Source organism: Affinundibacterium fentianense (genome assembly GCF_018139545.1).
GTDB classification, from domain to species: Bacteria; Pseudomonadota; Gammaproteobacteria; order Burkholderiales; family Burkholderiaceae_D; genus Undibacterium; species Undibacterium fentianense.
In genome coordinates this window covers 387,536-403,147 of record NZ_JAGSPJ010000001.1, presented here as the reverse complement: position 1 = coordinate 403,147, position 15,612 = coordinate 387,536, and the positions used below count along the sequence as shown (strand labels likewise).

15 protein-coding genes are annotated in these 15,612 nt (G+C 44.5%); 10 read left to right on the top strand and 5 right to left on the bottom strand.

Going from position 1 to position 15,612, the window contains the following annotated elements; all coding sequences use genetic code 11:
• Window positions 1-38 precede the first annotated feature (38 nt).
• The gene (gene ilvC / locus KDM90_RS01740) at window positions 39-1,055 is read left to right on the top strand and encodes a ketol-acid reductoisomerase (RefSeq protein ID WP_212673877.1); all 1,017 of its coding nucleotides are present in this window, start codon (window positions 39-41) and stop codon (window positions 1,053-1,055) included.
• A gap of 206 nt (window positions 1,056-1,261) precedes the next feature.
• Here ilvC and KDM90_RS01735 read toward each other — a convergent pair whose 3' ends face one another.
• Entirely contained in the window at window positions 1,262-2,116 is an 855-nt protein-coding gene (locus tag KDM90_RS01735; RefSeq protein WP_212673876.1) for an AAA family ATPase, read from the bottom strand.
• A 284-nt stretch (window positions 2,117-2,400) separates the two neighbouring features.
• Here KDM90_RS01735 and KDM90_RS01730 point away from each other — a divergent pair, with 284 nt between their 5' ends.
• On the top strand, window positions 2,401-2,721 hold the full coding sequence (locus tag KDM90_RS01730) for a c-type cytochrome (RefSeq protein WP_212673875.1): 321 nt from the start codon (window positions 2,401-2,403) through the stop codon (window positions 2,719-2,721).
• Window positions 2,722-2,733: 12 nt separating this feature from the next.
• A complete protein-coding gene (locus KDM90_RS01725) occupies window positions 2,734-3,078 on the top strand; it encodes a c-type cytochrome (protein ID WP_212673874.1) in 345 nt (114 codons plus the stop codon).
• A 162-nt stretch (window positions 3,079-3,240) separates the two neighbouring features.
• On the opposite strand, the gene KDM90_RS01720 is transcribed toward KDM90_RS01725, so the two are convergent.
• Window positions 3,241-3,672 carry a DUF1841 family protein gene (locus tag KDM90_RS01720; RefSeq protein ID WP_212673873.1) on the bottom strand — a complete coding sequence of 144 codons (432 nt, stop codon included), beginning with the start codon at window positions 3,670-3,672 and terminating at the stop codon, window positions 3,241-3,243.
• A 144-nt stretch (window positions 3,673-3,816) separates the two neighbouring features.
• On the opposite strand from KDM90_RS01720, the gene KDM90_RS01715 reads away from it, so the two are divergent.
• Window positions 3,817-4,401 carry a malonic semialdehyde reductase gene (locus KDM90_RS01715; protein WP_212673872.1) on the top strand — a complete coding sequence of 195 codons (585 nt, stop codon included), beginning with the start codon at window positions 3,817-3,819 and terminating at the stop codon, window positions 4,399-4,401.
• Window positions 4,402-4,465: 64 nt separating this feature from the next.
• Here the strand turns inward: KDM90_RS01715 and nth are convergent, their stop codons facing one another.
• Both nth and rsxB read right to left on the bottom strand, forming a co-directional pair.
• Window positions 4,466-5,113, bottom strand: coding sequence for an endonuclease III (nth, locus tag KDM90_RS01710; protein WP_212673871.1), 648 nt, complete (start codon window positions 5,111-5,113; stop codon window positions 4,466-4,468).
• Between the two features lie 51 nt (window positions 5,114-5,164).
• Window positions 5,165-5,821: an electron transport complex subunit RsxB gene (gene rsxB / locus KDM90_RS01705; RefSeq protein ID WP_212673870.1), complete on the bottom strand. Its 657-nt coding sequence runs from the start codon at window positions 5,819-5,821 to the stop codon at window positions 5,165-5,167.
• Window positions 5,822-6,168: 347 nt separating this feature from the next.
• On the opposite strand from rsxB, the gene carA reads away from it, so the two are divergent.
• From carA to greA, 3 genes are all read left to right on the top strand, one after another.
• Complete coding sequence (gene carA, locus KDM90_RS01700) at window positions 6,169-7,386, top strand: glutamine-hydrolyzing carbamoyl-phosphate synthase small subunit (RefSeq protein WP_212673869.1); 1,218 nt, start codon at window positions 6,169-6,171, stop codon at window positions 7,384-7,386.
• Window positions 7,379-10,597: a carbamoyl-phosphate synthase large subunit gene (carB, locus tag KDM90_RS01695; RefSeq protein WP_212673868.1), complete on the top strand. Its 3,219-nt coding sequence runs from the start codon at window positions 7,379-7,381 to the stop codon at window positions 10,595-10,597. Before carA ends, carB begins: the two co-directional genes overlap by 8 nt.
• Window positions 10,598-10,764: 167 nt before the next feature.
• Window positions 10,765-11,241, top strand: coding sequence for a transcription elongation factor GreA (greA, locus tag KDM90_RS01690; RefSeq protein WP_212673867.1), 477 nt, complete (start codon window positions 10,765-10,767; stop codon window positions 11,239-11,241).
• Window positions 11,242-11,359: 118 nt separating this feature from the next.
• On the opposite strand, the gene KDM90_RS01685 is transcribed toward greA, so the two are convergent.
• Complete coding sequence (locus tag KDM90_RS01685) at window positions 11,360-11,866, bottom strand: YhbY family RNA-binding protein (protein ID WP_212673866.1); 507 nt, start codon at window positions 11,864-11,866, stop codon at window positions 11,360-11,362.
• A gap of 32 nt (window positions 11,867-11,898) precedes the next feature.
• On the opposite strand from KDM90_RS01685, the gene KDM90_RS01680 reads away from it, so the two are divergent.
• From KDM90_RS01680 to folP, 3 genes are all read left to right on the top strand, one after another.
• Entirely contained in the window at window positions 11,899-12,543 is a 645-nt protein-coding gene (locus tag KDM90_RS01680; RefSeq protein WP_212673865.1) for an RlmE family RNA methyltransferase, read from the top strand.
• Window positions 12,544-12,741: 198 nt separating this feature from the next.
• Window positions 12,742-14,622, top strand: a complete 1,881-nt coding sequence (ftsH, locus tag KDM90_RS01675) for an ATP-dependent zinc metalloprotease FtsH (protein WP_212673864.1) — start codon at window positions 12,742-12,744, stop codon at window positions 14,620-14,622.
• An 83-nt stretch (window positions 14,623-14,705) separates the two neighbouring features.
• Entirely contained in the window at window positions 14,706-15,569 is an 864-nt protein-coding gene (gene folP / locus KDM90_RS01670) for a dihydropteroate synthase (protein ID WP_212673863.1), read from the top strand.
• Window positions 15,570-15,612: the final 43 nt, after the last annotated feature.

Genomic DNA, 15,612 nt, shown 5'->3' with positions numbered 1-15,612 from the left:
TTTCAATTTCGAATTATTTAAAATTATAGGACATCAAAATGAAAGTTTTCTACGATAAAGATTGTGATCTCTCTTTGATCAAAGGCAAAAAAGTAGCCATCATTGGTTACGGTTCACAAGGACATGCGCATGCATTGAATATGAGTGAATCTGGTTGTCAGATCACAGTCGCTTTGCGCAAAGGTGGAGCGTCGTGGGATAAGGCAAAAAATGCCGGTTTGAAAGTTGCGGAAGTGAATGAAGCGGTAAAAGAAGCTGACGTGATCATGATCTTGTTGCCAGATGAGAATATCGCGCAAGTTTACAACGAAAATGTCGCACCACACGCGAAACTAGGCGCTGTTTTAGCATTCGCACACGGCTTCAACGTTCATTATGGTCAAGTAGTGCCACGTGCTGATATGGACGTAATTATGATTGCGCCAAAAGCGCCAGGTCACACTGTACGTGCAACTTATACGCAAGGTGGCGGCGTGCCACATTTGGTCGCTGTGTATCAAGATAAATCAGGTTCTGCACGTGATATCGCATTGTCCTATGCAATGGCAAATGGCGGTGGTCGTGCTGGCATTATCGAAACTAACTTCCGTGAAGAAACTGAAACGGATTTGTTCGGTGAACAAGCTGTCTTGTGCGGTGGTGCGGTTGAATTGATCAAAGCTGGTTTTGAAACTTTGGTTGAAGCTGGCTATGCACCAGAAATGGCTTACTTTGAATGCTTGCACGAATTGAAGTTGATCGTTGATTTGATCTACGAAGGCGGTATCGCCAACATGAACTATTCGATTTCGAATAATGCAGAATACGGTGAGTATGTAACTGGTCCACGCGTAGTAACGGAAGATACCAAGAACGCGATGCGTCAATGTTTGAAAGATATTCAAACAGGTGAATATGCGAAGAGCTTCATCTTGGAAAACAAAGCTGGCGCACCAACTTTGATCTCTCGTCGCCGTTTGAATTCAGAGCATCAAATCGAACAAGTCGGTGCGAAATTGCGTGCGATGATGCCTTGGATTGCCAAGAACAAGATGGTTGATCAATCGAAAAATTAATTTTTCAAAATCAACATTTTCATATGAGTTGGATCGGTCGAGCCAACTTGTAAGTCAATTAAAAGTCACCCAAGAGGGTGACTTTTTTACTTAATCAAGGTCACCGAGTTATCTTGGCAAAATAAAAGCTAAACCGAGCGTAATGATCTTCATTGATTTGACGATGTGAGCGGAATGACTTGAGTTATACACTGTAACTTGCAAGATTAACGATGATTACGCGACATCATCATGAGTCTTTCAAATAAATGGACATCTTGCTCATTTTTGAGCAGTGCACCATGCAATGGTGGGACGAGATTTTTGTTTTCCTTAGAATGTAGTGATTCCGCAGGAATATCTTCCGCTAGCAACAGTTTTAACCAGTCTATCAGTTCTGAAGTGGATGGCTTTTTCTTTAAACCGTTGACTTCGCGCAGTTGGTAAAACGCCTCTAGTGCATTGTTCAATAAGTCAATTTTTAGATTTGGAAAATGCACATTAACGATTGCCTGCATAGTTTCTTTGTCTGGAAACTTGATGTAGTGAAAAAAGCAGCGTCGCAAGAAGGCATCAGGTAATTCCTTTTCGTTATTTGAAGTAATGATGACAAGAGGCCTGTGCTTTGCGCGCACCATTTCACGGGTCTCGTACACGTAAAATTCCATACGGTCGAGCTCACGTAAAAGGTCATTTGGAAATTCAATATCGGCCTTGTCGATTTCATCTATCAGTAATACGACTTGCTCGTCGGCTGTAAATGCTTGCCAGAGTACACCTTTGACGATGTAATTGTGTATGTCTTTGACACGCTCATCGCCTAATTGTGAGTCTCGCAGTCGTGAAACCGCGTCGTATTCATATAGACCTTGCTGCGCTTTTGTAGTGGATTTGATGTGCCATTGCATTAATGGTCTGTTTAATGCTGCTGCAACTTCCTCGGCTAGCATGGTTTTTCCGGTGCCTGGCTCACCCTTGATGAGTAAAGGGCGTTGCAAAGTCAATGCTGCATTGACCGCGAGTTTTAAATCATCTGTGGCAACGTAGTTGTCGGCGCCTTCAAAGCGTTGAGTGGTTTTCATGAATGGTCTGAATTGAAAGATGTAGGATGGACGCGTTTAAGTAAAGTGCCTTAGTATAAACAAAATAGCCTGTTCATCAATCCTTGCCGCTGACTCTGGTGTATTTCCTCAAATCTGTTAAGTTGTCGTTTTATGTTTTCTAATGCCTTATTAAAATTTTCAGAATTTGTGTTTTGTGTCTGAAATGCGTATGAAATTTGCGCAAAAATAACAGTTATCAGCTAAAATGCTGACTTCGATCAAATCGCTGTTTTGATTTTCTTGATTCTTTTCTCTCGGCTAATATGAAAAAATTATTTGCTCTACTCGCTTTAGCGAGCGCTGCACAGGTTGCTGTGTCGGCTGAAGTTGTTGGTAACGCAGAGGCTGCTAAAAACAAAGTAGCGATGTGTATCGGTTGCCATGCAATCCCTGGTTACAAAGCAACTTTCCCTGAAGTTTATCAGGTGCCTATGATTGGTGGCCAATCTGCAAAGTACATTGAGAGTGCCTTGAAAGCTTACCGTAAAGGTGATCGCAAGCATCCTTCCATGCGCGGTATTGCTGGCAGCTTGAGTGATCAGGATATTGCTGATTTAGCGGCTTACTACTCACAACAAAAATAAGCAGAGGAAATTATGAAAAAAATCGCTTTCGCCGCTTTGGCTTTGATGATGTCTGCTGCGGCATTTGCCGGCGCGAATGTAGAGGCAGGTAAAGCAGCCGCTGCAAAATTTAATTGTGCGTCCTGCCATGGCGCGAATTTCTCTGAGCCAGTGGATCCTAGCTATCCAAAGTTGGCTGGCCAGCATAAAGATTACTTGGTACAGGCGTTGAAATCTTATCAGCGCGGAGCTGTGGGTACTTCAGGCCGTAGTAATGCGATTATGGAAGCGCAAGCAAAGGCTCTGAGTAATGCAGACATTGAAAATATTGCAGCCTATTTGAATAGTTTGCAAGGTAGCTTAGTGCTGAAGAAATAATAGGCGCCTGATCCTAGCTTGAACTCTTTGCATAAGTTAATAAGTTAAGCAAAGACTTCAAATTAAAAAAAGCCACGATTTTTCGTGGCTTTTTTATTGTCGATTTCGATAAGTCGTTGTGGGTGTCCAATGCAGAAGTACTCTGAACCGCAATGGCGGCGTTTATTTGCCAGCACGTCGTAGCAGTGCGGCAATATAAGCCTCGCCATCAGGAGGCGTACCATTACGTTGCGAATTCCAAATCATTTCTCCCAAGCAGTCCATCATTTCATGATGCGCCTCGTGGATAGAATTTTTTTTGTGCGCTAGTGCTTCATAGGCGATTCTGACGCCGTGTGGTTGATTAATTGTGACTTGCTCCGCTATTGTCAAATGCATGGATAAATGAAGAAAAGGATTCGTCTTTCCTGAATCGACGCTGTAATTTCTTTGAAGTGCGGCTTCGACATCACGAAAATCTTCAGCGTACTCTGGATGTTGTGAAATCCAGTCGGCCGCAATCGTTTCTAGTGGCGTCAATATCTCTTTTGATTGGTATTTGCGGTAGGTTTCGCAGAAAAAACGGCGAACATCGTCTTGACTTGGATTAAACATGTTTTGTGCAATGAAGGAATCGTTGAATCTCGCTATTTTACTGGCAATTGGTTTGCTCTGTATTTCAGCGAGCGGTGTATCTCGCTGAAGTGAAATCGATTTTCGGTTATGATCGCGGCTTCAAATTTAGAAAGAGGCGACATCATGTTGAATCAAGAATCTTTAGATCTGTTGTTTGCGAACGCACGTACCCATAATGTTTGGCAGGATAAACCCGTCAGTGATGAGCAAATTCAACAGATTTACGAAGCGATGAAATGGGCTCCAACCTCAGCAAATTCATGTCCAGCACGCTTTGTATTCGTTAAGTCTGCTGAGCAAAAAGAGAAATTGATTGTCTGTATGTCTGCGGGGAATGCGGAAAAAACGCGTCGAGCGCCCGTGACTGTCATTATCGGTATGGATTTGGCGTTTTACGAAAAACTGATTAAATTATTCCCGCATGCACCTGATGCCCGTTCATGGTTTGAGGGAAATCAGGCAAATATCGAAGCAACAGCGTTTAGAAATTCAAGTTTGCAGGGTGCTTATATGATCATGGCGGCACGTGCTTTGGGTCTTGATTGTGGACCGATGTCTGGTTTTGATGCAGATAAAATTAACGCGACTTTCTTCGCGGATTCTCCGGTCAAAGTGAATTTTGTGTGCAGTCTTGGCTATGGTGATGCAGAAAAATTATTTCCGCGCTCACCGCGTCTCGATTTCGTTGAGGCATGCAAAATTATTTAAGTTTTCCGTCGGCTAGGTAAATTAGTTGTATCTACTTAGCAATGACATCCATCAATAAGCGCTCTTATACTTTATCGGGTAAGGGCGTTTTTTGTTTGAATTCACATAAATTGGCAATCATGCAATTCCAACATTTTGGCGTCCTAGCGATACAGGTATAGCGACCATGCAAAATGAGCCAATGGTGCGCATCGAGTTTAAATTCATTTGGCACAAATTTGAGCAGTTTTTCTTCGACAACGTCGACATTTTTACCCGGCGCAATGCCTGTCCGATTTGAGACACGAAAAATATGCGTGTCGACCGCAATGGTAGGCTCGCCAAATGCTGTGTTGAGAACGACGTTTGCCGTTTTTCGACCAACGCCGGGTAAGGCTTCAAGTGCTTCGCGAGTACGGGGTACCTCGCCGCCGTGTTGCTCTAATAAGATTCGGCAGGTTTCTATCGTATTTTTTGCTTTAGTTCGATATAAACCAATTGTCTGGATGAATGGGATTAATCCGTCGACGCCAAGATCGAATATTTTTTGAGGGGTATTCGCGATGGGATATAGTCGTTTAGTGGCCTTGTTGACGGATACGTCAGTCGCTTGCGCGGATAGCAAAACGGCGATCAATAGTTCGAAAGGCGTGGTGTACTCAAGCTCGGTTGTGGGGTGTGGATTTTCCGCACGCAAGCGTTTGAAAATTTCTAGTCGTTTATTGGCATTCATGGTGGCTTGGAAATGGAGAACTCGTTAAATAGGTTCGTTAAATTAGCTGTTTTATTTTTTATTTTGCGCACGCAATATAGCATTCGCAATCACCTGTTTTTTGCGTTCTAGCTCATTCATCTCCGTTGGCGTTGTCACGACTTCCGCATTGATTAGTTTGAGCTTTTCATGCGCTTTTGCCAATAGACGTTCTTCATTTTCGCGCTTTTCGCGAATTAGGCGTTGTTGTCTTTGTTGATAGCGTTGTTTGGCGTGATCTGCTTGCTGTTGAGTCCATGTTTGCCATCCAGTTTGAGTATTTTCGATAGGCTCCATGCTGATGCAGTCAACTGGGCACGGAGCAACGCATAAATCGCAACCCGTGCACAAATCGGGGATGACAGTGTGTATTTGTTTGTTAGCACCCATAATTGCATCGACCGGGCATGCTTGTATGCAGAGAGTGCAGCCTATACAAATGGCTTCCTCAATGTAGGCGACTGTTCTTGGTTTTTCAGTACCGTTATTCGGATTTAAGGGCAAAACTTGTTTGTTGAGTAAGAGTGCAATCTTTTTGATGCCATCTTCTCCACCTGGTGGGCATTGATTATGCAATGCTTGTTCGCTAGCAATGGCTGAGGCATAGTCTTGGCAGGCAGGGTAGCCACATTTGGTGCATTGTGTTTGCGGTAATAAATGATTGATTTGATCGGCAAGTGAAAGTGTCACGACGAGATAATGAGTAAGCGATAAAGCTAGCTATTATCCGCTGAAAGACTTAGTCGGACAATTCTTGTTTGATTTGCCTACACGGAGAAAGAGAAGTCAATTTAACTTTGGTTCTTTTGATCGAATGAATAAGCGTAAATCTTGCAATAAAGCTAGTAAGATACTGGCAAGCAATGATTCTGCGATTGCCTGAGGAGGCTTATTGCGCTATAATTCGAGGGTTTAGCTTATTCAAATCTCGTCGTAGCGCATATCCAAAAAATCACTCTCTACTTTGATTGTTTCTCATTCTCCGGATAGCGCTTTGATATTGAAGGCGAAGTTCAGAGAACAGCAAGTAATAATCGATGTTTGGGCGCGCAACGGCGACAACACTACAGGAGTTGCCCTTGCTGCCCATTCCGCAGTCCCTAAGTTCCAATCCCGATTCCATCGCCATTCTTGCCCTCGCAGATGGCACGATATTTACTGGTGTATCGATTGGCGCATCCGGTCACACGATCGGTGAAGTTGTTTTCAATACTTCTATGACTGGTTATCAAGAAATTTTGACTGACCCAAGTTATAGCTCCCAAATCGTCACTTTGACTTATCCGCATATTGGTAACACAGGTGTGAATTCGGAAGACGTTGAGTCAGACAAAATTCATGCTGCAGGTTTGATCATTAAAGACCTGCCTATGTTGGTTTCTAATTTTCGCTCGGAACAATCTTTATCGGACTACTTAAAGTCACAAAATATTGTTGCCATCGCTGGTATCGATACGCGTAAGTTGACACGCATTTTGCGCGAAAAAGGTGCGCAAGGTGGTGCGATTTTGGTGGGCTCGGATGCGACAAAAGCGCTTGAGTTGGCAAAATCTTTCCCAGGATTGGCTGGTATGGATTTGGCGAAAGTGGTTTCTGTTTCGAAGTCTTACGAATGGACAGAAGCAGAGTGGAAACTCGGTCAAGGCTATGGCACTTTAAGCAATCCAGAATTTCATGTGGTTGCTTTTGACTTCGGTGTTAAACGCAATATTTTGCGCATGTTGGCTGAACGCGGTTGCAAAGTAACAGTTCTGCCTGCGCAGTCAAGCGCGGCTGAAGTGCTGGCATTGAATCCTGACGGCGTATTTTTATCGAACGGTCCTGGCGATCCAGAACCATGTGATTACGCGATCGCAGCGGCAAAAGAATTGATTGAAAAAGGCATTCCTACTTTTGGTATTTGTTTGGGTCATCAAATTATGGCCTTGGCTTCTGGCGCAAAAACTTTGAAGATGAAGTTTGGTCACCATGGTGCTAACCATCCTGTGCAAGATCTCGATACGAAGCAAGTGTTGATCACTTCACAAAATCACGGTTTTGCAGTCGATGCTGCATCGTTGCCAGACAATTGCCGCGTTACGCATGTGTCTTTGTTTGACGGCTCTTTGCAAGGTTTTGCGCGCACTGACAAGCCAGCATTTTGCTTCCAAGGTCATCCTGAAGCATCGCCAGGCCCGCATGATATTGCCTACCTGTTTGACCGTTTTACGAATTTGATGAAGACCGCGAAGTTGGAGAAGAACAAAAATGCCTAAGCGTATAGACATAAAAAGTATTTTAATTATCGGCGCGGGCCCTATCATCATTGGTCAGGCTTGTGAGTTCGATTATTCCGGCGCACAAGCTTGTAAAGCATTGCGTGAAGAAGGTTATAAAGTCATTTTGGTCAATAGCAATCCAGCGACCATCATGACAGATCCAGATATGGCGGATGTCACTTACATCGAGCCTATTACTTGGCAAGTGTTAGAGCGCATTATTGATAAAGAACGTCCTGATGCGATCTTGCCAACGATGGGTGGTCAAACAGCCTTGAATTGTGCGCTGGATTTGCACCGTCATGGCGTGTTAGAAAAGTACAAATGTGAATTAATCGGCGCAACGCCTGAGGCGATTGATAAAGCAGAAGATCGTTCTAAGTTCAAAGACGCGATGACTAAGATTGGTTTAGGTTCTGCGCGCTCTGGTGTAGCGCATACCATGGATGAATCTTGGGAGGTACAAAAGCGCATCGGTTTCCCTGTGATTATTCGTCCTTCGTTCACGATGGGTGGCACAGGCGGCGGTATTGCTTACAACGAAGAAGAATTCGAAACAATTTGCAAACGTGGCTTGGAAGCGTCGCCAACGAGTGAATTGTTGATCGAAGAATCTTTGATCGGTTGGAAAGAATACGAAATGGAAGTTGTGCGCGATAAAGCGGATAACTGCATCATCGTTTGTTCCATCGAAAATCTGGACCCTATGGGTGTGCACACCGGTGACTCCATCACTGTGGCACCAGCACAAACGCTGACTGACAAAGAATACCAAATCATGCGTAACGCTTCATTGGCGGTGTTGCGTGAGATCGGTGTTGATACAGGCGGTTCGAACGTGCAATTCTCGGTCAATCCTGCAGATGGTCGTATGATCGTGATTGAGATGAATCCACGTGTTTCACGTTCATCTGCATTGGCATCGAAAGCGACTGGTTTCCCCATTGCGAAAATTGCGGCGAAGCTGGCGGTTGGCTTTACCTTGGACGAATTGCGCAATGAAATTACAGGTGGTCAAACGCCAGCATCTTTCGAGCCATCGATCGACTATGTTGTGACTAAGATTCCTCGTTTCGCGTTCGAAAAATTCCCACAAGCCGACAATCGTTTAACGACGCAAATGAAGTCAGTTGGTGAAGTGATGGCGATTGGTCGCACCTTCCAAGAGTCTTTCCAAAAAGCTTTGCGCGGTTTGGAAGTGGGCGTGGATGGTATGAATGAAAAAACCACAGACCGTGAAGTCTTAGAGAAGGAATTGGGCGCGCCTGGTCCTGATCGTATTTGGTATGTGGGCGATGCGTTTGCACAAGGTTTTTCTCTGGAAGAAGTGCATCAGTTGACCCATATTGATCCATGGTTCTTGGTACAAATTAAAGATATCGTCGATATTGAATTGTGGTTAGAAACGCAAAGCTTAGATGATATTAATAAAGATTTATTATTGAAGCTGAAGAAAAAAGGTTTCTCAGATCGTCGTTTAGCTAAGTTGTTAAAAACAACCGGCACAGCAGTACGCGAAAAGCGTAAAGCTTTAAACGTACGTCCAGTGTACAAACGCGTTGATACGTGTGCAGGTGAATTTGCGACGAAGACCGCGTATATGTATTCCACTTATGAAGATGAGTGTGAATCTGCGCCAAGCGACAAGAAAAAAATTATCGTTTTAGGTGGTGGTCCAAATCGTATCGGCCAAGGTATTGAGTTTGATTATTGCTGTGTGCACGCTGCGTTTGCAATGCGTGACGACGGTTACGAAACGATTATGGTTAACTGTAATCCAGAAACCGTTTCAACTGATTACGACACGTCTGATCGTTTGTACTTCGAGCCGCTGACTTTAGAAGACGTATTAGAAATCGTTGATCTTGAAAAACCAGTTGGCGTGATCGTGCAGTATGGTGGTCAAACGCCATTGAAATTGGCTTTGGAATTAGAAGCGAATGGCGTGCCTATCGTCGGTACTTCGCCTGACATGATTGATGCTGCAGAAGATCGTGAACGTTTCCAAAAAATGTTGCATGAATTGGGCTTGCGTCAACCTCCAAATCGCACTGCGCGTACCGAAGATGAGGCCATCACTTTGGCGCAAGAAATTGGTTATCCACTCGTCGTTCGTCCATCCTATGTGTTAGGCGGTCGTGCGATGGAAATCGTGCACGAACAACGTGATCTTGAGCGTTATATGCGTGAGGCTGTGAAGGTTTCACATGATTCACCCGTACTGCTTGATCGTTTCTTGAATGATGCGATTGAAGTTGACGTTGATTGTTTGTCGGATGGTACGCGTACTTTCATCGGTGGTGTGATGGAGCATATCGAGCAAGCGGGTGTGCACTCTGGTGACTCCGCCTGTTCATTGCCACCGTACTCTTTGAAACAAGCGACAATCGATGAATTGAAGCGTCAAACGAGTTTGATGGCAAAGGGCTTGAATGTTGTTGGTTTGATGAACGTTCAGTTCGCAATTCAACAAAAAGACGGTGAAGATGTGGTGTACGTGTTAGAAGTGAATCCACGTGCTTCACGTACCGTTCCTTATGTGTCCAAAGTGACTGGTTTGCAATTGGCAAAAATCGCTGCGCGTTGTATGGTTGGTCAATCTTTGGATTCGCAAGGCATTTACAAAGAAGTGGTTCCAAGTTATTTCAGCGTCAAAGAAGCGGTCTTCCCATTTGTGAAGTTCCCAGGCGTGGATACCATTCTCGGACCAGAGATGAAATCGACCGGCGAGGTGATGGGTGTTGGTAAAACCTTTGGTGAAGCTTTTGTGAAGTCGCAATTAGGTGCGGGAACGAAATTGCCGAAGTCAGGTAAGGTATTCTTGACCGTGAAAAACGCAGACAAACCTCGTGCGATCAATATTGCGAAGAACTTGGTTGCAATGGGCTTTGAACTGGTCGCGACAAAAGGTACGGCAGCAGCGATTTCTGCGGCTGGCATTGCTTGCGCGCCTGTGAATAAAGTGGCGGAAGGCCGTCCACACGTGGTCGATCTATTGAAAAACCGTGAAGTGGTGATGGTCATCAACACGGTGGAAGAGAAGCGCAACGCAATTGCCGATTCTCGCTCGATTCGTGTTTCCGCTTTGGCATCGGGAGCAACGACCATTACAACGATTGCGGGAGCTGAAGCTGCAGTGGAAGGGATGCGTCATCTCAATGAATTGCATGTCTATGATTTACAAGGTCTGCATAAGTCTTTACACTAAGCGAAATCCTGCGAATATCCAATAAAAGGAAATTCGCATTCTGAGAGGTCACAATTAACAATGAGCTATCATTGTTCTTGTGACCTCTCTACTTTTAGGCTTGATGGCAAACCATCTTGAATTGTTAACGTGGGAAATCCCACCATTTTTGAATAATGTAGATAGCTATGAGTACAATCCCTCTCACTAAATTTGGCGCAGAATTGCTCAAGCAAGAATTGCACAAGCTCAAAACCAAAGATCGCCCAGAGGTGATTAATGCGATTGCCGAAGCACGCGCACAAGGTGACTTGTCAGAAAATGCCGAGTACGATGCAGCAAAAGAGCGTCAGGCATTTATCGAAGGCCGTATTGCTGAATTAGATAGCAAATTAAGCGCCGCGCAAATTATTGATCCAACTGAATTGGATGCAGAAGGACGCGTTGTGTTTGCTTCAACGGTACAACTCGAAGATTTGGAAAACGGTCAAAAAGTACAATACCAAATCGTTGGTGAAGACGAAGCTGATCTGAAATTGAACAAAGTGTCGATTACATCACCTATTGCGCGCGCTTTGATTGGCAAGTACGCAGGTGACGTGGTTGGCGTGCAAGCGCCAGCCGGTGTTCGTGAATACGAAATCTTGGAAGTGCTTTACATCTAAATGTTTTTTAAAAAAACAGGTATTTGAAGCAGACGATTCCAGCTAAAACCAGAGTGGGGCGCGCAGTTAGCGCCCCTCTTTGTTAGTCGCAGAAAAATTCGAGGGAGTCGAATAAGAATTACGCCTTGATCGATTTTTTGACGCTAGATTGACGCGGTTTTGCGCGCTTAATAGAACCACCTTGAGTGACACGTTCATTACCTTTAACTAAGACTTTAGAAACAGATGGTTTTTTTGTGCCACTTGCGCTAGGCTTCACAATCGTCACTTCGCGCAAACCTTTTCCACGTTTGACAAATTTGGTTTCTTTGATACCGTCCAATTTCGGACGATAGATCACCAATAATTTGCCAATATGTTGAACTGGCTCAGCATCAAGTTCTGCGCAAATTGTTTCGTACATTGTTACGCGTGCTTCACGGTCATCACCAAAGACACGTACTTTGATTAACCCATGAGAATTCAGGCTGGCATCGATTTCTTTCGTGACAGCAGGCGTTAAGCCAGCTTCGCCGATAATGACGATAGGTTTCAAACCATGCGCTTCTGCGCGTAATTCACTACGCTCTGCAGGAGTGAGTTTTGATTTTGGCTTGATTTTTTTAGTTGTTGCGTCGTTTGACATATAAATTCCTTTAAAAGCAGTATTTTACGCCAATGGCCAAGAATAAATTCAATCAAAATTGGGTTCACGATCATATTAATGATCCTTATGTGAAATTAGCACAAAAAGAAGGCTACCGATCACGTGCGGTTTATAAACTCAAAGAAATTGATGAGACTGAAAAACTGATCAAAAGCGGTCAGGTGATTGTCGACTTAGGCGCAACTCCAGGTGGATGGTCGCAGTATGCACGCCATAAATTATCAGGAAAAGAAGGCGGTGGTATCAATGGCGAGATTTACGCTCTTGATTTATTGCCCATGGAGCCGATTGCCGATGTTGACTTCATTCAAGGGGACTTTCGTGAAGAAGAGGTATTGGCTCAGTTAGAGTCAAAATTGCAAGGCAAGAAAGTCGACGTCGTTTTGTCGGATATGGCACCCAATCTCTCCGGTAATTCCACGGTTGACGCCGCGCGCGTCGAGTATATTATTGAATTAGCGGTTGAGTTTGCCAAGGCCCATTTGAAACCGAATGGTGCTTTGCTGGTCAAATGTTTTCACGGTCCTAGTTACAATACGCTAGTGACTCTATTTAAAAACGAGTTCAAAACGGTTGCCAATAAAAAGCCCAAAGCGAGCAAAGATAAATCTGCCGAGATCTTTTTGCTAGGAAAAGGCTTAAAAAATCCGCATTGAAGCAAAAAGTCTGAAATTTGTAGATAATTTGTTCGTTTTGCACTTGATAATTGTCAATCACGCCAACATATCTTGTTCAGCAAGCTGTATTTAATGCGAGTAGAATGTTTCTTTGAGAGCGCAGTCAAAAATGCGCGACACTTTACTTGCGACTTTTTGTGCGCATGAAGCATCTGAGGAGTTTTTGTGAATAATTCAATGTTAACCAAAATTGCAATGTGGGGCGCGGTCCTCTTGGTGCTCTTTATGGTGTTCAATAAATTTGATAGTAAGAATTTGGCAGCTGGTGCGGTGCCTATGCCTTACTCACAATTTTTGGATGAGGTGCGTGCAAAACGTATTAAAGAAGCGACTATCGATGACAGTAGTCGTACTGTGATCGCGACGACCATCGATGATAAAAAGATTAAGTCGCAATTAACGATCTTCGACAAAGGTTTGGCGAAGGACTTGGTTGATAACGGTATTAAATTTGATAGCAAACCACCAGAGGAGCCATCCTTAATTGGTCAAATTTTGCTTTCATATGGTCCGATGCTGTTATTGATCGCGGTCTGGATTTTCTTTATGCGCCAAATGCAAGGTGGCGGAAAAGGTGGGGCATTCTCCTTTGGTAAATCCAAAGCACGTATGCTCGATGAAACCAATAACCATGTTACTTTCGCTGATGTGGCTGGCTGTGATGAAGCCAAAGAAGAGGTTAGCGAAGTCGTCGATTTCTTGAAAGATCCAAGCAAGTTCCAAAAGCTCGGTGGACGCATCCCACGTGGTGTATTGATGGTTGGTCCTCCAGGCACAGGTAAGACTTTGTTGGCACGTGCGATTGCAGGTGAAGCGAAAGTACCTTTCTTCACCATCTCCGGCTCAGATTTCGTAGAGATGTTCGTTGGTGTCGGCGCGTCTCGCGTACGCGACATGTTTGACAATGCGAAGAAGCATTCGCCATGTATCATTTTTATCGATGAGATTGACGCTGTTGGTCGTCATCGTGGCGCTGGTATGGGTGGTGGCAATGATGAACGCGAACAAACCTTGAACCAGATGTTGGTTGAGATGGACGGTTTTGAGCCCAATTCTGGCGTGATCGTGATTGCTGCAACGAATCGTTCCGATGTACTCGACAAAGCCTTATTGCGTCCAGGTCGTTTCGATCGTCAAGTGACTGTGGGCTTGCCAGATATTCGCGGTCGCGAACAAATTTTGAACGTCCACATGCGTAAAGTACCAATCGCACCCGATGTACGAGCAGATATTTTGGCGCGCGGAACACCAGGTTTCTCAGGTGCTGACTTAGCTAATTTGGTGAATGAATCTGCTTTATTTGCGGCACGTCGCAATAAACGCTTGGTCGAAATGTTGGATTTTGAAGATGCGAAGGACAAGATCTACATGGGTCCAGAACGTAAGTCTATGGTGATGCGTGAAGATGAACGTCGCAATACGGCTTATCATGAGTCTGGCCATGCTGTCGTGGCAAAGTTATTGCCAAAAGCCGATCCAGTTCATAAAGTCACCATTATGCCGCGTGGTAATGCACTTGGTTTGACATGGCAATTGCCAGAACATGACCAGATCAGCGGTTACAAAGATAAAATGTTGGAAGAGATCGCGATTTTATTCGGTGGTCGTATTGCAGAAGAAATTTTTGTCGGACAAATGTCAACAGGTGCGTCAAATGACTTCTCTCGAGCGACCAAGTTGGCGCGTGCAATGGTCACTCGCTTTGGTATGTCAGATACCTTGGGTGTCATGGTGTATGAAGACAGCCAAGATGGTGGATATTTTGGCGGCTCTTCTAAAACTATTTCCGAAGCGACGCAACAAAAAGTGGATGCAGAAATTCGTTCTATTTTGGATGCACAATACGCGATTGCCCGTCATCTGTTAGAAACGAATCGTGACAAGGTAGAAGTCATGACTAAGGCTTTGCTCGAATGGGAGACCATCGATGCCGAGCAAATCAATGACATAATGAACGGTCAAGAACCGAAGCCGCCAAAGTCATATACAGCGACTCCAAAGTCGTCGTCTGATACGCCATCAGGTGGTGTCACGCCAAATGCGACTGCGCCTGCTTAAACTTCCGTAGTTTGATTGATTTTGATGATTATGTAAGGGTGAGGAAAATTTTCCTCACCCTTCATTTTTACAGCGTTTGATTTATGTTACCTACTTTTTTTGAATGCGGACGATTTCGTTTTCCAATGAAACCAGTCAATAACGCATCGACGATGTGTAAGCCATTGGTCATGGGTATTTTAAATATCACTCCCGATTCGTTTTCCGATGGCGGAAAATTTTTGTCTTTAGATCACGCGATTAGCCATGCTGAACAAATGATAGTAGATGGCGTTGATATCATCGATATCGGTGGCGAGTCAACGCGTCCAGGCGCAGTTGCCTTGCCATTGGAAGAGGAACTCAAACGTGTGATTCCTTTGGTGTATGCATTACGTGATTGTGGTAAGCCTATTTCGGTCGACACTTACAAACCTGAAGTGATGCGCGAGGCAATCATAGCTGGCGCGGATATGATTAATGATATTCGTGGATTTGCCTCGTCTCAAGCGCGTGAAGTGATCGCTGACAGCGATGTGGGATTGTGTGTGATGCATATGCAGCAGTCACCAGAAACCATGCAGCAAAGACCGAGCTATGCCAATGTGACCGCTGAAGTCATTGCATTTTTGCGCGAACGTTGTGATCAGCTTTTGTCGTCAGGTGTCGAGAGAAATCGTCTGAGTATTGATCCAGGTTTTGGATTTGGCAAAACCTTAGAGCACAACATCGAATTATTGCAGCATATTCGACTGATCCAAGATGAGCTTGAGTTGCCAGTTCTGGCTGGAATGTCGCGAAAAACTATGATAGGCGCGATCACTGGAAAACCTGTTGAGCGTCGAATGGCAGGCAGCCTCGCAGCCGCATTAATGGCGATGTCACAAGGTGCTCGAATTTTACGCGTGCACGATGTTGCGGAAACAGTTGATGCGGTGAGAGTTTGGCAGGCAGTGAATGCAAGCTAAGAAGTTGAGTTGGGATTGTGAATGCATGACGAATGATGCAACA